Source organism: Aureimonas sp. AU4 (genome assembly GCF_001463765.1).
Taxonomy (GTDB): Bacteria; Pseudomonadota; Alphaproteobacteria; order Rhizobiales; family Rhizobiaceae; genus Aureimonas.
Map to the genome: position 1 here is coordinate 1 of NZ_BBWK01000015.1, position 15,807 is coordinate 15,807.

General features: G+C 70.6%; 21 protein-coding genes, 1 tRNA gene and 1 pseudogene. 15 read left to right on the plus strand and 8 right to left on the minus strand.

The features are described from left to right. Together AUL35_RS23160 and AUL35_RS05800 are read left to right on the plus strand one after the other, a co-directional pair. A pseudogene (locus AUL35_RS23160) lies at positions 1 to 99 on the plus strand (ABC transporter ATP-binding protein); the annotation flags it as partial. Further along, the gene (locus AUL35_RS05800; RefSeq protein ID WP_062012970.1) at positions 80 to 790 is read left to right on the plus strand and encodes an ABC transporter ATP-binding protein; all 711 of its coding nucleotides are present in this window, start codon (positions 80 to 82) and stop codon (positions 788 to 790) included. The pseudogene AUL35_RS23160 and the gene AUL35_RS05800, both read left to right, overlap by 20 nt. Before the next feature lie 7 nt (positions 791 to 797). Here the strand turns inward: AUL35_RS05800 and pcaQ are convergent, their stop codons facing one another. Continuing rightward, the gene (gene pcaQ / locus AUL35_RS05805; protein WP_062012972.1) at positions 798 to 1,730 is read right to left on the minus strand and encodes a pca operon transcription factor PcaQ; all 933 of its coding nucleotides are present in this window, start codon (positions 1,728 to 1,730) and stop codon (positions 798 to 800) included. 92 nt (positions 1,731 to 1,822) lie between these two features. Here pcaQ and pcaD point away from each other — a divergent pair, with 92 nt between their 5' ends. From pcaD to AUL35_RS05830, 5 genes are read left to right on the plus strand one after another with little or no spacing between them, the layout of a single operon-like run. Beyond that, positions 1,823 to 2,608: a 3-oxoadipate enol-lactonase gene (gene pcaD, locus AUL35_RS05810; RefSeq protein ID WP_062012974.1), complete on the plus strand. Its 786-nt coding sequence runs from the start codon at positions 1,823 to 1,825 to the stop codon at positions 2,606 to 2,608. Between the two features lie 38 nt (positions 2,609 to 2,646). Then, positions 2,647 to 3,018 carry a 4-carboxymuconolactone decarboxylase gene (gene pcaC / locus AUL35_RS05815; RefSeq protein ID WP_082666145.1) on the plus strand — a complete coding sequence of 124 codons (372 nt, stop codon included), beginning with the start codon at positions 2,647 to 2,649 and terminating at the stop codon, positions 3,016 to 3,018. Beyond that, positions 3,015 to 3,731: a protocatechuate 3,4-dioxygenase subunit beta gene (gene pcaH / locus AUL35_RS05820; RefSeq protein ID WP_062012978.1), complete on the plus strand. Its 717-nt coding sequence runs from the start codon at positions 3,015 to 3,017 to the stop codon at positions 3,729 to 3,731. The genes pcaC and pcaH overlap by 4 nt, the downstream gene beginning before the upstream one ends. Next, positions 3,731 to 4,357 (plus strand): protocatechuate 3,4-dioxygenase subunit alpha, encoded by a 627-nt coding sequence (gene pcaG / locus AUL35_RS05825; RefSeq protein ID WP_062012980.1) that lies wholly within the window; start codon positions 3,731 to 3,733, stop codon positions 4,355 to 4,357. Before pcaH ends, pcaG begins: the two co-directional genes overlap by 1 nt. Before the next feature lie 26 nt (positions 4,358 to 4,383). Further along, positions 4,384 to 5,436: a 3-carboxy-cis,cis-muconate cycloisomerase gene (locus tag AUL35_RS05830; RefSeq protein WP_062012982.1), complete on the plus strand. Its 1,053-nt coding sequence runs from the start codon at positions 4,384 to 4,386 to the stop codon at positions 5,434 to 5,436. Positions 5,437 to 5,614: 178 nt separating this feature from the next. Here the strand turns inward: AUL35_RS05830 and AUL35_RS05835 are convergent, their stop codons facing one another. Continuing rightward, positions 5,615 to 6,373: an IclR family transcriptional regulator C-terminal domain-containing protein gene (locus AUL35_RS05835; RefSeq protein ID WP_062012984.1), complete on the minus strand. Its 759-nt coding sequence runs from the start codon at positions 6,371 to 6,373 to the stop codon at positions 5,615 to 5,617. A 115-nt stretch (positions 6,374 to 6,488) separates the two neighbouring features. Here AUL35_RS05835 and AUL35_RS05840 point away from each other — a divergent pair, with 115 nt between their 5' ends. Genes AUL35_RS05840 through pcaF form a run of 3 tightly spaced genes read left to right on the plus strand, consistent with a single transcriptional unit; the run spans position 6,489 to position 9,097 of the window. Next, positions 6,489 to 7,223, plus strand: coding sequence for a 3-oxoacid CoA-transferase subunit A (locus AUL35_RS05840; RefSeq protein ID WP_062012986.1), 735 nt, complete (start codon positions 6,489 to 6,491; stop codon positions 7,221 to 7,223). Continuing rightward, positions 7,220 to 7,891: a 3-oxoacid CoA-transferase subunit B gene (locus tag AUL35_RS05845; protein ID WP_062012987.1), complete on the plus strand. Its 672-nt coding sequence runs from the start codon at positions 7,220 to 7,222 to the stop codon at positions 7,889 to 7,891. The genes AUL35_RS05840 and AUL35_RS05845 overlap by 4 nt, the downstream gene beginning before the upstream one ends. A 3-nt stretch (positions 7,892 to 7,894) precedes the next feature. Then, on the plus strand, positions 7,895 to 9,097 hold the full coding sequence (gene pcaF, locus AUL35_RS05850; protein WP_062012989.1) for a 3-oxoadipyl-CoA thiolase: 1,203 nt from the start codon (positions 7,895 to 7,897) through the stop codon (positions 9,095 to 9,097). A gap of 10 nt (positions 9,098 to 9,107) precedes the next feature. Here the strand turns inward: pcaF and yghX are convergent, their stop codons facing one another. From yghX to AUL35_RS05875, 5 genes are all read right to left on the minus strand, one after another. Continuing rightward, the gene (gene yghX / locus AUL35_RS05855) at positions 9,108 to 10,007 is read right to left on the minus strand and encodes a YghX family hydrolase (protein ID WP_062012991.1); all 900 of its coding nucleotides are present in this window, start codon (positions 10,005 to 10,007) and stop codon (positions 9,108 to 9,110) included. Positions 10,008 to 10,091: 84 nt separating this feature from the next. Then, positions 10,092 to 10,676, minus strand: coding sequence for a hypothetical protein (locus AUL35_RS05860; protein ID WP_062012993.1), 585 nt, complete (start codon positions 10,674 to 10,676; stop codon positions 10,092 to 10,094). Positions 10,677 to 10,784: 108 nt separating this feature from the next. Next, complete coding sequence (locus AUL35_RS05865; RefSeq protein WP_062012995.1) at positions 10,785 to 11,195, minus strand: hypothetical protein; 411 nt, start codon at positions 11,193 to 11,195, stop codon at positions 10,785 to 10,787. Between the two features lie 37 nt (positions 11,196 to 11,232). Then, positions 11,233 to 11,439, minus strand: coding sequence for a ParD-like family protein (locus AUL35_RS05870; RefSeq protein ID WP_062012998.1), 207 nt, complete (start codon positions 11,437 to 11,439; stop codon positions 11,233 to 11,235). 110 nt (positions 11,440 to 11,549) lie between these two features. After that, positions 11,550 to 12,314 carry an alpha/beta hydrolase gene (locus tag AUL35_RS05875; protein WP_062013000.1) on the minus strand — a complete coding sequence of 255 codons (765 nt, stop codon included), beginning with the start codon at positions 12,312 to 12,314 and terminating at the stop codon, positions 11,550 to 11,552. A 211-nt stretch (positions 12,315 to 12,525) separates the two neighbouring features. On the opposite strand from AUL35_RS05875, the gene AUL35_RS05880 reads away from it, so the two are divergent. The 5 genes from AUL35_RS05880 to AUL35_RS05900 all read left to right on the plus strand — a co-directional run bounded on the left by AUL35_RS05880 (position 12,526) and on the right by AUL35_RS05900 (position 15,471). Beyond that, a complete protein-coding gene (locus tag AUL35_RS05880; protein WP_062013002.1) occupies positions 12,526 to 12,891 on the plus strand; it encodes a hypothetical protein in 366 nt (121 codons plus the stop codon). A gap of 165 nt (positions 12,892 to 13,056) precedes the next feature. Then, on the plus strand, positions 13,057 to 13,821 hold the full coding sequence (locus AUL35_RS05885; RefSeq protein WP_062013004.1) for an amino acid ABC transporter substrate-binding protein: 765 nt from the start codon (positions 13,057 to 13,059) through the stop codon (positions 13,819 to 13,821). A gap of 68 nt (positions 13,822 to 13,889) precedes the next feature. Then, a complete protein-coding gene (locus tag AUL35_RS05890) occupies positions 13,890 to 14,570 on the plus strand; it encodes an amino acid ABC transporter permease (protein WP_062013006.1) in 681 nt (226 codons plus the stop codon). Next, positions 14,567 to 15,316 carry an amino acid ABC transporter ATP-binding protein gene (locus AUL35_RS05895; RefSeq protein WP_062013008.1) on the plus strand — a complete coding sequence of 250 codons (750 nt, stop codon included), beginning with the start codon at positions 14,567 to 14,569 and terminating at the stop codon, positions 15,314 to 15,316. The genes AUL35_RS05890 and AUL35_RS05895 overlap by 4 nt, the downstream gene beginning before the upstream one ends. A gap of 80 nt (positions 15,317 to 15,396) precedes the next feature. Further along, a tRNA-Gly gene (locus tag AUL35_RS05900) sits at positions 15,397 to 15,471 on the plus strand. 101 nt (positions 15,472 to 15,572) lie between these two features. Here the strand turns inward: AUL35_RS05900 and AUL35_RS05905 are convergent. Continuing rightward, on the minus strand, positions 15,573 to 15,791 hold the full coding sequence (locus AUL35_RS05905) for an AlpA family transcriptional regulator (protein WP_062013010.1): 219 nt from the start codon (positions 15,789 to 15,791) through the stop codon (positions 15,573 to 15,575). Between the last annotated feature and the right edge of the window lie 16 nt (positions 15,792 to 15,807).

Here is a 15,807-nt window from a genome sequence, read left to right on the forward strand (position 1 = left end):
CGGGTGATCTTCTCCGGACCCGCCGCAAGCGTCGCCTCGGACCGGGGCGTGCGCGAGGCCTATCTCGGGAGCTATGCCGATGCCCGCGCTGGAGCTTGAGGTGGACCGGCTCGTCGCCGGCTACGGCCCGACCGTGATCCTGGAGGACGTGTCGTTCCGCGTAGAGGCCGGCGAGCGTCTCGCGATCCTCGGGCGCAACGGCATGGGCAAGACGACGCTTCTTGCCAGCCTCATGGGTCTGACGCGCCAACGGTCGGGGCGCATCCGCGTCGGCCAGGACGCGGTGGAATCGCTGCCCACCTCGCGCCGCGCGCTGGGCGGGCTCGGCTACGTGCCGCAGGGCCGCGACGTCTTCCGCTCGCTCACGGTCGAGGAGAACCTGCTGGTCGGCCTGAAGGGCCGCGAGCGCTCGGCCGTCGACGAAGCCTACGCGCTCTTCCCCCGCCTCCGGGAGCGGCGGCGCAATCTCGGGCACCAGCTCTCGGGCGGCGAGCAGCAGATGCTGGCGACCGCGCGCGCCATTCTGGGCCGTCCCGGCGTCCTTCTTCTCGACGAGCCGCTGGAAGGTCTGGCGCCGATCGTCTGCGAGGAACTGATGGGGGCCTTCGCGGCCCTGGCCGCGCGCGGCGACATGACGATCCTCCTCGTCGAGCAGCGCGTCGAGTCGGCGCTCGCCTTCGCCGATCGGATCCTGGTCCTGGAACGCGGCCGGCTCGCCTGGGACGGGCGGGCATCCGCATTCGAGCCCTCGCTGGTGGAGCGCTATGTCGGGATCGGCTCGCTGCATTGAGCCCGCCTCAGGCGGGACCCGTCAGCGCGCGGGCGCTCTCCTGGAGATTGGCGAGGAAGATCTCCGCCGAGGCGGGAAGCGCGACGCGCGCGCGGCGCGTGACGCCGACAGCGCCACGCGTCGTCGCCATGTCCAGCGGCAGACGCTTCAGCGCGCCCTCCGCGAGATCTCGCGCCACGACCCCTTCCGAGATGATCCACACCGCGTCCGTATCAAGAAGGAAGGCGCGCCCGAAGGCGAGCGACACGGTCTCGACGACGCGCGCCGGCGCCGGGATGCCGGCCGAAAGAAGGAAGCGGTCCACGACGGATCGGATCACGGAGCCGGGCGGGGGAACGAGGACGAGGCAGCCTGCGATCGCCGCCGGACGGAAGGCGGGGGTGGCGAGGAGCGGATGGTGCGGGCGAACGGCCAGGCACAGCGGCTCGGAATAGAGCGGCTCGAACAGGAAGCCGTCCATCGCCTCCGGGTCGGCCATGCGGCCGATCACGACGTCGAGCTGGCCCTCGCGCAGCTGGCCGAGCAGGTAGTCGTTGGGTCCCGTCACGACGCGCGGCACCGCGCCGACGCCCTCGGCGAGGAAGCGTTGCATGGCCATCGGCATGAGGCGCGCCGAGACCGTCGGCAGCGCTCCGATGCGCAGCGGCAGCGAGGCGGGATCGCGCGCCGCCTTGAGCGCCCGCGCGCCCTCGTCGAAGGCCTCGAGGCCCGCCTCCGCATGGCGCAGGAAGAGGGTGCCGAAGCTCGTCAGCGTGACGGCGCGGTGGGAGCGCTCGAAGAGCGCGGCACCCAGCAGCGTTTCCAGCTCGCGCAGCGTCTTCGACACGGCGGGCTGCGTGACATGGAGCCGCTCGGCCGCCCGCGACACCGAGCCGACTCGCGCGACCGCCACGAAGGTGGCGAGGTGGCGCAGTCGCACGGCGGGATCGAGCGCCACCATGTGAACCTCCCGGTTATGGGTTGGGGCCGAAACGTCAATTTACATGACCGGACCCCGCCTTCTACGGAAATCGGGGTCAGGAGAACGAGCCGATGAAGTTCGCGCGCATCGAGGGACGTCTGGTCCATTACCGGACCGTGGGAGCCGGGCCGCGCGTCGCGTTCCTGAACTCGCTCGGCACCGACCTTCGGATCTGGGACCAGCTGACGGAGCGCCTTTCCGACCGCTTCGAATGCCTTCTCGCCGACATGCGCGGCCACGGCCTGTCGGATGCGCCCGCCGGCCCCTACGCGATCGCGGGTCTGGCGGACGACACGCTCGGTCTTCTCGGCCATCTCGGCTGGGAGCGCGTCCATCTCGTCGGGCTGTCGGTCGGCGGTCTGGTGGCGCAGGAGATCGCCGCACGCGCTCCGGCCTGCGTCGAGACGCTCGCGCTTCTGGACACCGCCGTGCGGATCGGCACCGCGACCTCGTGGAACGAGCGCATCGCCGCCGTGGAGGCGGGCGGCATGACGGCGATCGCGGACGGCGTGATCGCCCGCTGGTTCGGGGCGGACTATCGTTCGGGCGAGCCGGAGGCCGTGGCCGGCTGGCGCAACATGCTCGCCCGCACGCCGTCCGCCGGCTACGCGGCGACCTGCGCCGCGATCCGCGACGCGGACCTGACCGAGCGCCTCGCCCTGATCCGGGCGCCGACGCTGGCGATCGTCGGGGGCGAGGACCAGTCCACCCCGCCCGAACTCGTGCGTGCGACCGCGACCCGCATCGCCTCGGCCCGCCTGGAGATCCTTCCGGGCGTCGGCCACCTTCCGCCGGTCGAGCGGCCGGGCGAGACGGCGGGGCTGCTCGCCGCCCATTTCGAAAGGAGCCGCCCGTGAGCGACACGACCTCCCCGGACCCGCGCCTCGACGCGGGCATGGCCATGCGCCGTCGCGTGCTGGGCGATGCCCATGTCGAGCGCGCGGGCGCGGCGACCACCGCGTTCGACGCTCCGTTCCAGCGCTTCATCACAGAAGGGGCCTGGGGCACGCTCTGGGCGGGCGACCAGCTGACCCTGCGCGAGCGCTCGCTCGTCACCATCGCGCTCCTGGCCGCGCTCGGCCAGGACGAGGAGGTCGCCATGCACGTGCGCGCCACCCGCAACACCGGCGCGAGCGAGCGGGACGTCGCCGAAGCGCTGATGCATGTCGCCGTCTATGCCGGCGTGCCGGCGGCCAACCATGCGATCAAGATCGCCAAGCGCACCTTCGCCGAGATGCGGGACGAAACCGGGGAGACCGGGCGATGAGCTACTTCCAGCGCGACCGCGAGCGTCATCCGCCCGCCTTCACCCCCGCCTACAAGACCTCGGTCCTGCGCTCGCCCCGCCACGCGCTCCTTTCGCTGCCCACCACGATCTCGGAGGAGACCGGCCCCGTCTTCGGCCACGACGTGCTCGGTGCCCTCGACAACGACCTCATCCGCAACTTCGGCAAGGACGGCGGCGAGGCGATCGGCCAGCGCATCGTGGTCTCGGGCCGGGTGCTGGACGAGGAGCGCCGTCCCGTGCGCGGCGCGCTCGTGGAAGTGTGGCAGGCCAACAGCGGCGGTCGCTACCGACACAGGAAGGAGAGCTACCTCGCCGCGCTCGACCCGAACTTCGGCGGCTGCGGCCGCTGCATCACCGACGACGAGGGACGGTATGCGTTCCGCACGGTGAAGCCCGGCGCCTACCCCTGGCCGAACGGCGTCAACGACTGGCGTCCCGCCCATATCCACTTTTCGGTCTTCGGCCACGCCTTCGCGCAGCGTCTCGTCACGCAGATGTATTTCGAGGGCGACCCGATGATCTGGCAGTGCCCGATCGTGCGCACGATCCCGGACCCATCCGCGATCGAGCAACTCGTTGCGCTCCTGGACCGGCGCGCCACGATCCCGATGGACGCGCTCGCCTACCGTTTCGACATCGTCCTGCGCGGCCGTCGCTCCACGATGTTCGAGAACCGGCCGGAGGGCAACTGATGACGCTGCCGCTCGACTACCTGCCCGAGTCGCCCTCGCAGACGGCGGGACCCTACGTCCACATCGGCACCAACCCGAACTGGGTGGAGATCACCGGCGTCTGGCGGGACGATCTCGGCCTCGTGCTGGTCGGCCCCGAAACGCGGGGCGAGCGTATCCTCGTCGAGGGCGTCGTCACGGACGGGGCCGGCGCGCCCGTACGCGATGCCCTGGTCGAGATCTGGCAGGCCGACGCGGCCGGCCTCTACCCCTCGCCGGCGGAAACACGGGGGCGGGCCGATCCCCACTTCTCCGGCTGGGGCCGCCAGCCGCTCTCGGCCGAGGACGGAAGCTTCCGCTTCGAAACCGTTCGTCCCGGCTCCGTGCCCTATCCCGACGGGCGCCCTCAGGCGCCCCACATCACGGTCTGGATCGTCGCGCGCGGCATCAATGTCGGGCTCCACACGCGCCTTTACTTCGCCGACGAGGCGATGGCGAACGCCGCTGATCCGCTTCTGAACCGCATCCCGGAGCCGGAACGCCGCGCCACCCTCGTGGCCGAGCGCTCGGAGCGGGATGGACGGGCGGTCTTCCGCTTCGACATCCGCCTCCAGGGCGAGCGCGAGACCGTTTTCCTGGACATGTGAGCACTCAGGCTTGCGAAGGAGGGCCGATGGAGCCCAGCACCCGGCCGCTGGTCGAAGACCTGACGGGCGATCCCGAAATCGCGCGGCATTTCGCGGCCGAGGCGGAACTTGCCGCGATGCTGCGCTTCGAGCGGGAGCTGGCGGAGGCGCAGGCGGCGCTCGGGCTCGTTCCCGCGGAAGCCGCGGCGGCCATCGGACGCGCGATCGAGAACCTGTCCTGGCCCTCGGCCGCAGCCGGAGTCCAGCAGGGGATGGCACGCGACGGGGTGCCGGTGCCCGCTCTCGTGCGCGCGCTGCGCGCGGCGGTCGACGAGCCGCACGCCGCCTTCGTTCATGGCGGCGCGACCAGCCAGGATGTGGTGGATACGGGTTTGATGCTGCGGCTGCGCGCCGTTCTGGCCGAGTTGCAGACACGCCTCGGCACGCTCCTGGCGTCTCTGGACGCCCTTGCGGCGCGAGACGGAACGATCGCCGTCATGGCGCAGACACGCATGCAGGCCGCGCTGCCCTTCACCGCGTCCGACAAGATCGCGACATGGCGCGCCCCGCTCGCCGGGGTCTTGCGACGTCTGGACGAGAGGGCGCGCCACCTTCCCCTTCAGCTCGGAGGGCCGATCGGCACCGGCGACAGCTTCGGCTCGCGCTTCGCGGAGCTTCGCGCCGAGCTCGCCGGCCGCCTCGGGCTCGCCGATGCCGCGCCGTGGCACAGCGACCGCACGCCGATCCTCGACATGGCTCAGCTCTTCGCGCTCCTGAACGGCACGCTCGGCAAGATCGGGCAGGATCTGGCGCTGCTCGCCCAGAGCGATCGCGGGGCGATCCGCCTGGCGGGCGGCGGCGGGTCGTCGGCCATGGCGCACAAGAGCAACCCGGTGGGCGCGGAGGCGCTGGTGGCGCTCGGGCGCTTCAACGCCGGGCTGCTGGGTCTTCTCGCTCAGTCCTTGATCCACGAGAACGAGCGCTCGGGCGCGGCCTGGACGCTGGAATGGATGGTGCTGCCGCAGATGGCGGAGGCATCGGGCGCCGCGCTGCGCATCGCGGACGAGCTTCTTCGGGGCGCGCGGTTCCAGAAGCCCTAGAGGCTCTTGTGACCCAGGGACAAGGGCTGTGCCGCCCGTCCCGTAGAGGCGGGTGAGCCGAGGGCATCCGCCGTGTCGGTCCGAACGATCCGGACCACCGGTCCGGGCCGCTCGCACCTCCTCGCGGACTGCCCCCGGCTGACGCGATACAATCTCTGTTCCCGGGTCATGAGAGCGTCTAGCGCAGGACGCGCCGCAGCCCATCCTGAACCCGCAGCAGTTCCGGCAGGTAAAGGGGCACGAGCGTCTCCGCCTCCCGCTCTCCGGCGGCGAACCCGGTGTTGAGCGCGGCGACGACCCGCCCGTGCACCGAGTGGAGCGGAACGGCGATCGCCCGCAGTCCCGTTTCCACCTCCTGATCGATCAGCGCGTAGCCGAGCCGGCGCGCCTCCCTCACGCGGGCCATGATATCGGCCGGCGCCGTCAGGCTGCGGGGCGTGCGGGGCGACAGGTCGGAGCGCTCGACCAGGGCCGTCGCCTCCGCCTCCGGCAGGCTCGCCAGGAGCACCCGTCCCATCGATGTGCAGTGCGCCGGCAGGCGCGAGCCCGGCATCAGCCCGACCGACATGAGGCGCCGCTGGGCGGCCCGCGCGAGATAGACGATTTCGGTCTCGTCGAGGATCGAGACCGAGGTCGACTGCCCGATCCGCTCCGACAGCTGATCGAGCCAGGGCTGGACGAGCTGCGGCAGGGGAAGGGCGGCGAGCGCGCCGAGGCCGAGACGCAGGACGCGCGGTGTCGGCGAGAAATACTTGCCGTCGTAGTCGGCATAGCCGAGGTCGTGGAGGGTCAGAAGGCAGCGCCGCGCGCCGGCCCGGTCGAGCCCGGCGATCGCCGCCGCCTCGCTGACCGACAGGCGCGGACGCTCCGCCCCGAAGGCCTCCAGCACGCGAAGACCCTTGGCCAGAGACTCGATACGGTCGCGCTTGTTCGCCATGCGAACACATCTTTACACGGCGCGCACAAACGACGCCATCGCGCGCGCCACCCGTGAACGCGGCGCGCCGGTAGGCTAGATCAGGGCGGCGTGCGGCGAGGGAAGGGAGAGGGCCTTGGACAAGACGATCGGCAGTGCGGGCGAGGCGGTCGCCGCCGTGCGCGACGGCGACACGGTGATGATCGGCGGCTTCGGCGGCTCGGGCGCACCGATCGAGCTCATCCACGCGCTGATCGACCGCTTCCTCGCGACCGGCTCGCCGAAGGGCCTGACGGTCGTCAACAACAATGCCGGCAACGGCCATGTGGGTCTCGCCGCCCTGATCGGTCAGGGCATGGTGCGAAAGCTCGTCTGCTCCTTTCCGCGCTCGGCCGACCCGCGCGTCTTCACGGAACGCTACCAGCGGGGCGAGATCGAGCTGGAGCTCGTGCCGCAGGGCACGCTGGCCGAGCGCATCCGCGCGGGCGGCGCCGGCATCCCCGCCTTCTACACGCCGACCGCCTACGGCACGGATCTCGCGGTGGGCAAGCCGACGGCCGAGTTCGACGGCCGACCCTACGTCCAGGAGCGCTGGCTGCGAGCCGACGTCGCGCTGGTCAAGGCGGAAGCGGGCGACCGGCTCGGGAACCTCGTGTTCCGCAAGGCCGCGCGCAACTTCGCGCCCCTTATGTGCATGGCGGCCACGCGCGCGATCGTGCAGGTCGCGCGCATCGTCGAGCCCGGCGCCATCGATCCCGAGCATGTCGTGACGCCCGGCATCTTCGTGGCCGGCGTCGTCGAGGTGAGCGAACCCGCGCAGGAGGAGGTGCTGAACCGCGCGGGAGCGCGTTACCCGGAGGTCGCCGCATGAACGCGCGCCTTTCGAATGCGCAAATCGCCTGGCGCGCCGCGCAGGACATCGCGGACGGGGCCTACGTCAATCTCGGTATCGGCCTGCCCGAGATGGTGGCGCGCTTCCAGCCGCCGGGCCGCGAGGCGATCTTCCACACCGAGAACGGCATTCTCGGCTTCGGCGAGGCGCCGCCGGCGGGCGAGGAGGACTGGGACCTTATCAACGCCGGCAAGAAGGCCGTGACCGAGAAGCCCGGCACCGCGTTCTTCCACCATGCCGACAGTTTCGCCATGGTGCGCGGTGGGCACCTGGATGTGGCGATCCTCGGTGCCTACGAGGTGGCCGAGACGGGCGACCTCGCCAACTGGTCGACCGGACCCAAGGGCGTTCCGGCCGTCGGCGGGGCGATGGACCTCGTCCACGGTGCCAAGCGCGTCGCCGTCATCACCGACCATGTGACCAAGGACGGCAAGCCCAAGCTGGTGAAGCGCTGCTCGCTGCCGCTGACCGGCGTTGCCTGCGTCACCCGCGTCTATACCAGCCTTGCCGTCGTCGACGTCGAGGGCGGGCGTTTCGTCCTGCGCGAGAAGCTGCCGCAGATTTCTCTCGACGAACTCCAGGCGCTGACCGGCGCCGAACTCGTCCTGCCCGACGCGATCGGCGACCTCGTCGCCCCGGAGCTCTGACCCATGCCCGACGCCTTCATCTGCGCCTATGTCCGCACCCCGATCGGCCGCTTCGGGGGAGCCCTGTCAGGCGTGCGGGCCGACGACCTCGGCGCGGTGCCGCTGCGCGCGCTGGTGGAGCGGCACCCTTGCGTGGACTGGGAGGCGGTGGACGACGTCGTCCTCGGCTGTGCCAACCAGGCGGGCGAGGACAATCGCAACGTCGCGCGCATGTCGTTGCTGCTCGCCGGTCTTCCGGTGAGCGTGCCCGGCACCACGATCAACCGCCTCTGCGGCTCCGGCATGGACGCCGTGCTGACGGCCGCGCGCGCGGTCAGGGCGGGGGAGGCCGAGTTCGTGGTCGCGGGCGGCGTCGAGTCCATGAGCCGCGCGCCCTTCGTCATGCCGAAGGCCGAAACCGCCTTTTCGCGCCATGCCGAGATCCACGACACGACCATCGGCTGGCGCTTCGTGAACCCTTTGATGAAGCAGCAGTACGGCGTGGATTCCATGCCGGAGACGGGCGAGAACGTCGCGGCCGACTACGGCATCAGCCGCGAGGATCAGGACCGCTTCGCCTTGCGCAGCCAGGACAAGGCGGCCGCAGCGCAGACGAACGGGCGTCTCGCCCGCGAGATCGTGTCGGTCGCCATTCCCCAGCGCAAGGGCGACCCGGTGATCGTCGCCCGGGACGAGCATCCGCGCGCCACGACACTGGAGTCCCTGGCCAAACTCCCCACGCCGTTCCGCGAGGGCGGCACGGTGACGGCCGGCAACGCGTCGGGCGTCAACGACGGGGCGGCGGCGCTGATCGTGGCGAGCGAGGCGGCGGCGAAACGCCATGGGCTCACGCCGCTCGCGCGTGTGCTGGGCGGGGCCGCGGCCGGCGTCCCCCCGCGTGTCATGGGCATCGGCCCTGCGCCCGCTTCGCGCAAACTCATGGCCCGTCTCGGCCTGACGCCCGCGGACCTCGACGTGATCGAGCTGAACGAGGCCTTCGCCAGTCAGGGGCTCGCGACGCTGCGCGAGCTCGGGATCGCCGACGACGACGCGCGCGTGAACCCGAACGGCGGCGCGATCGCGCTCGGCCATCCGCTCGGCATGTCGGGCGCGCGCCTCCTCGGGACCGCCGCGCTCGAGCTTCAGATCGGCGGTGGACGCCGCGCGCTCGCCACCATGTGCGTCGGCGTCGGTCAGGGCATCGCGGCGGCCATCGAGCGGGCGTGACGCCTGTTCGTCAGGCGAGGTGCTTGCGGAACCAGCCGATCGTGCGATCCCAGGCGAGGCGGGCGGCCGCCTCGTCGTAGCGCGGCGTCGAGTCGTTGTGGAAGCCGTGGTTCACGCCGGGATAGACGTAGCCCTCGTAGGTCTTGTTGTTCGCCTTCAACGCCGCCTCGTAGGCTGGCCAGCCTTGCGTGATGCGCGTGTCGAGTTCGGCATAGTGCAGGAGAAGCGGCGCCTGGATGCGCGGTACGTCCTCGGTTCTGGGCTGGCGGCCGTAGAAGGGAACGGCGGCGGCCAGCTTGGGCCGCGCGACCGCCGCCATGTTGGCGACGCCCCCGCCATAGCAGAAGCCCGTGATTCCGACCTTCCCGGTGGTCGCCTCATGCGCGGCCAGAAAGTCGATCGCGGCCAGGAAGTCGTTCATCAGCTTCTCGGGATCGACCGTCTCCTGCAACTCGCGACCCTTCTCGTCGTTGCCGGGATAGCCGCCCACCGATGAGAGCCCGTCGGGGGCGAGCGCCACGAACCCGGCCTTGGCGACGCGCCGCGCCACGTCCTCGATATAGGGGTTGAGGCCGCGGTTCTCGTGTACGACGACGACGCCGGGTACCTTGCCTTGCGCCTTGGCGGGACGAACGAGATAGGCGCGCACCTGTCCGTGGCCGTCGGGCGAGGGGTAGGTGACGTATTCCGGCACGATCGCGGGATCGGTGAACTCGACCTGAGAGGCCAGCGCGTAGTTCGGGCTCATGGCGGACAGGATCGCGGCAGCCGTCAGCCCGCCCACCGCGAACCTGGCGGCCCGGTCCAGGAACTCGCGCTTGCTGACGCGCCCGTGCGCGTAGCCGTCGTAGAGTTCCAGAAGCTCGGGCGGGAAATCCTTCGCCGTCAGGCGTCGCTCGGTCTCGAACATGCTCATCCTCCCTGAGACGACACGGTGAACCGGCCGCCCGATGGCAACAGGAAACACGGGGGAGACGGGAATGCCAAGCGTGGCTCAGCAGCGCGGAAGCTGGGCGGCGTAGCGGCGGGCCATGTCGGCGGCGCGCCGGGCGCCGCGCAGCGCCTCGGGGCGCCCTTGCCAGGCCTGGCGCTCGAATCCCGCATGCCCCGAATGGTAGGCGAGGTAGAGCCGGTAGGCATCGCTCCGCGCGATGCCGAGGCGCCGGGCGCTTTCGGCATGGTACCAGCCTATGAAGTGGACGGCGTCCGAAAAGCGGTCGCGGCGCGCTCCCATGCGGCCGGTGCGGACCTGGTACTCGCTCCACGTGCCGTCGAGCGCCTGCGCGAATCCGTAGGCGGTGGAGGGCCGCTTGCCGGGAATGAAGCCGAGGATCCATCGGCGCGGCGGACGGGCGCGCGCCTCGAAGTTCGATTCGGCCTGGATCGTCGCCATCAGCACCGGGATCGGCACGCCGAACTCGGCGGAGACGCGCGTCACATCGCGCCGCCAGTTTGTCACGAGGCCGGAGCGCTCCTCGAAGATCGTGCAGGTGTTGCCGGTGTTGCGGGGCGCCGAGGCGCATCCCGGCAGCGCGATCGCGGCGAGAAGCGGAAGAAGGAGCGTCGGGCGGCGTGTCATGAAGGACGACGCTAGGGATCGATGGTTTCCGCTTCGTTGATCCGCCGGAACCGTTTCGTGATCGCCCCGCCACCGCCGCAGACATGCGCGGCAGCGAGCCTCAGGGCGTCAGAGCCCTGCCCCACGGGCCGCCCATGCCGCCATCTCGCCGTCGGCGATCGTCAGGGACACGCGCCAGCGATCGCTGCGGCGCAGGATGTAGACATGCTCCCATTCGGCGATGAGTTCGCCCGCCTCGCCCTCCATGCGGTAGGCCATTCGGGCTTCGGCGACACCGGGAAAGAGTTCGCCAGCCGACAGAAGTTCTCCCGTCGGGCGGGCCACGCCCTGTCGGCGGTAGAAATCCATCAACGTCACGCAATGCGCCCGGAACGCCTCGCGCGGCATGGCGAAGTTGCCGCCCGGCGAGGGGAACAGCCCGACCGGCTCCCACAGTTCGCTGAGGGCATCGGCATCGCGGCGCGCGAACGCGTCCACGTAGTCGGCGAAGAAGGCCGATATGTCGCTATGAAACGTCATGATGATCCGGTCCGGGCTGCTTGCTGACGGCGGTCGGTCAGGCGGCGGCCGCCCTGTCCAGGCGCACGGCGGCCGCCGCGAGCTGCTCGCGGACGATGTCGTTGAAGGCCATGGTGGGATTGGCCTCCGCGAGCATGCCGATCCTCATCCAGAACTCGGCCTGCGCGTTGATGGAGCGGCACATCACCGCGCTGGCGCGGCGAACCTCTTCGTGCAGCTCGTCGCCGATCTTCACGAGACCCATGCCCGCTCCCTTTGTTGGTATATGGATCGTATATGCTTCGTATATCGGAATGTCAAAAGACACGGAGGGGGTGAGGCTCGGGGCGTGCGAATGGTGGCGCTCCGGCGCCTCTACCGTATCGAGGCCGCTTCGATCTGTTTCGCGCTGCGTGCCATCAGGTCACGACGGGCGTCGAGCCGCGACCAGCCGTGATCCGTGTCCGGATAGAGCGTCAGTTCGGCCTGTGGCCATGCCTGCGCATAGCGCCGCGAGTATTGCGGGGACACGACCTCGTCGCCTTCGCCGTGGTGGAGATGGACGGGGCCTGTGTAGGCCGAGAGACCCTCGTAGGGATCGTAACCCTCATATCCGGCCGCGAAGGCCGGACCCAGCGCCTGGCCTTCGACGTCGAACGGATGCTCGGCGTCGATCCGGCCGGCGGGCCGGCCGAGGATCTCGCCCCTCGCGACCTCGTCGGCGCTGGCGGCGGCGGGGGCCCAGAGCGTGAGGCTCGCGACCTTTTGCGGCCTCCGGCCGGCCAGCGTCGCAAGCTCCATCCCGCCCAGCGAGTGTCCCGCCAGGTGGAGCGGACCCGCCACGCCGTCGGCCATCGCGGCAAGCTGCGAAAGCTCGTCGGGCACGTTGACGTCGAAGAACGCGCCGTCGCTCTCGCCGTGCCCGGCGCGATCGAAGGCCACGACCGCGAAGCCGCGCGCGGCCAGCAGGCGGGCGAAGTCCACGATCATCCGGCCCGAACCCATTCGGTTGGCGGAGAAGCCATGCGCGAAGAGGACATGGGCCTTCGGCGCCTCCGGTCCGTGCCGCGTCCCGCGCAGCGTTCGCCCCTCGTGGACGATCTCGATCGCCCGGGTTTGCAGTGCGTCGTCCCTCGACATCGGGCCTCGATCCTTCGCGTGGCGGTGCATCGGCCCCCTAACCATCGCGGGCGGAAAAGGGTTCGGCGGAACCGGGACACCTCGAGCGGGCCGGCCGGTCGACCCGGCGTGCAAGCTCTCGTGATCGAAGCGTGCTTGACGCCCCCTCGTCGCCCCGAGGCGGCTCACCATCTAGGGGCGACCATCGGCTTTCCACCAACGGACATTCCCCATGCGCCCGATCGCGCCCCTTCTCCTGACGCTCGCCCTTCTCGCCGGCTGCACGGACGACACGAGCACCGCGCCGGCCGCCGGCGCCGCGAGCACCACCACGGCACCGGTCCAGCGCACGACCGCCGACGAGGCGCGCGAGGCCGGCGAGGCCCTGCGCGATGCGGGCCGCGAGGTGGGCGAGGCCGCGTCCTCGGCCGCGCGCGACGTGCGCGACGCCGCCGCGCCGACGCTGGAACGGGCCCAGGACGCCGGCTCGCGGGCGCTCGACGCCACGCGCAACGGCCTGAACGATCTGGCGCGCGGCGCCGCTTGCCAGACCGCGCGCGGCGCCAACGACGCGGCCGGCATCGCCGCCAACTGCTGACGGCCCCGCGAAGGGCGGGTCTTTCCCCGCTGCCCGCCCGCACCGGGAAGGGCGGCATCGGAAAAATCGTTCGGCCACGGCCGGTTCGGCGCCAAGCCGTTCCTTGAGGATCGGGCCGCCCTGTCCCAATTGTCCGGCCATCTAACGAGCCGGAAAGCCCAACCCATGAAGCGTCTCGCCCTTCTCGCCGCCGTTGCCGTCGCCGTTCTTGCTGGGCCGGCGCTCGCCGGCAGCCTTCAGGACGTCCAGTCGGCGAAAGCGCTGCGCATCGGCACGGAAGGCACCTATGCGCCCTTCACCTATCACGACGGCTCGGGCGCGCTGGTCGGCTTCGACGTCGAGATCGGCCGCGAGGTCGCCAAGCGACTCGGCGTCGAGCCGGTCTTCGTGGAGGGCAAGTGGGACGGCCTGATCGCGGGCCTCGGCGCCGACCGCTACGACGCGGTGATCAACCAGGTCGGCATCACCGAGGAGCGCAAGGCGCGCTTCGACTTCTCCGATCCCTACATCGTCTCGCGCGCCGTCCTCATCGTGAAGAAGGGCAATGCGGACATCAAGGGCTTCGCCGACCTGAAGGGCAAGCGCGCGGCGCAGTCGCTCACCTCCAACTACGGCCGCATCGCGGAAGGGGCGGGGGCGACGCTGGTGGGAACCGATGGGTTCGACCAGTCGATCCAGCTCGTTCTCACGGGTCGCGCCGACGCCACGATCAACGACAACCTCTCCTTCCTCGACTTCCGCAAGCAGAAGCCCGACGCTCCCGTGGAGGTCGTCGCCTCGCAGGACGATGCCGCCGCCTCGGGCATCATCGTCCAGCGGAACAATCCCGACCTCGTCGCCGCGATCAACAAGGCCCTGGCCGAGATCAAGGCGGACGGTACCTACGAGCGCATCTCGCAGAAGTACTTCGGCGCCGACGTCTCGCGCTGATCGCCGCGAACGCAGACACATGAGGGCGACGGCCGGAGCCGTCGCCCGCCCGAGGGATACGCCGGACCTTGCCGCCCTTCCTGGAGCTCATGCTCGACTCGGCCTGGCCGCTCCTGCGCGCCGGGCTCCTCTTCACCATCCCGCTGGCGATCCTCTCCTTCGCCCTCGGCCTCGCGCTCGGCTTCCTGACGGCGGTCGCGCGGCTCTTCGCGCCCAGGCCGCTCGCCGCAGTCGCGCGCTTCTACGTCTGGTTCATCCGGGGAACGCCCCTTCTGGTCCAGCTCTTCGTGATCTTCTACGGCCTGCCGAGCGCCGGCATCCTGATCGACGCCTTTCCGGCCGCCCTGATCGGCTTCTCGCTGAGCGTGGGAGCCTACACGTCCGAGATCATCCGCGCCGCGCTCTCCTCGATCCCGAAGGGTCAGTGGGAGGCCTCCTACGCCATCGGCATGACGCGCGGCCAGGCGCTGCGGCGCACGGTCGTGCCGCAGGCCGTGCGCGTCGCCATCCCGCCCTTGTCGAACTCCTTCATCTCGCTCGTGAAGGACACGTCGCTCGCCGCGGCGATCACGGTGCCCGAACTCTTCCAGGAGGCGCAGCGCATCGTCGCCGTGACCTACGAGCCGCTGATCCTCTACATCGAGGCGGCGCTTCTCTACCTCGTCTTCTCCTCGGTCCTGTCGGCCCTCCAGTCGCGGCTGGAGCGGCGCTTCTCGGGCTTCGGCGCGTTTGCGGAGGCCCGCGCATGATCCGCGTCTCAGGGCTCCGCAAGCGCTTCGGATCGAACGAGGTGCTGCGCGGCATCGACCTCGAGGTGCGGGAGGGCCGGGTCACCGCGCTGATCGGCCCCTCGGGCTCGGGCAAGTCGACGCTCCTGCGCTGCCTGAACCTTCTGGAGGCTCCCGATGGCGGCGAGCTGGAACTCGACGGAGCGCCCATCCGCTTCGAGCCGGGCCGCCGTCTCGACGCGCGGCAGGTTCTGGCGATCCGGCGCTCCACCGGCATGGTGTTCCAGAACTTCCAGCTCTTTCCCCACCGCACGGCGCTCGGCAACGTCATGGAGGGGCTGGTGGTCGTGCTCGGCTGGCCGCAGGAGAGGGCCAGGGCGCGGGCCACCGAGCTTCTGGCCAAGGTCGGGCTCGCCGACAAGGCGGAGAGCTATCCAGCGACGCTTTCTGGCGGCCAGCAGCAGCGCGTCGCGATCGCGCGCGCTCTCGCCGCCTCGCCGAAGCTCCTTCTGTGCGACGAGCCGACCTCGGCGCTCGATCCCGAGCTCGCCGCCGAGGTCGTCGAGGTCCTCGGCGCGCTGGCCGGCGAGGGGACCACGATGCTGATCGCCACCCACGACCTGCGCTTGGCTGACCGCATGGCCCATCACGTCGCCTTTCTGCAGGACGGCGTGGTGGTGGAGGAGGGATCGCCCGACCGGCTGTTCCGCCAAGCCGCCGACCCGCGCACGATCCGCTTCGTGCGCACCCTGTCGGGCGGGACGTGAGCCGGTATCCCGATCCCGCCCGTCCCGGCAGCAAGGCGCTTGACGCCGCCCCCCGAATAGTCGCACTCTCCCGGTCGAGCGCGGGTGTAGTTCAGCGGTAGAACGCCAGCTTCCCAAGCTGGATGTCGTGGGTTCGATCCCCATCGCCCGCTCCAACGATTTCAGGTACTTAGACGGAAAATCGAAGGCGCCGACCTAGTCCTTGGACGGATCTTGGACGGCGCCGACGGAACTTGTGGAAACGTCTGGAGAGCTGTCACCGTCCTTGGACGGATAGGTATTCCTCGATCTGTGAAGACCGCCACCGCTTGAGGCGCCGTCCGAAAGTGATCGGCTTCGGAAACCCCTCGTCATGCTGCAGGCGCCACAGGGTCGTCCTGCTGACAGATAGCCGCCCCATGACGTCGTCGGCCGACAGGAGCGGATCGGAAGCCGCGGGCGTGCTCGCATTAGCCATGCGCTCGATCTTCGTCATTCCACCTCTCCTAGGG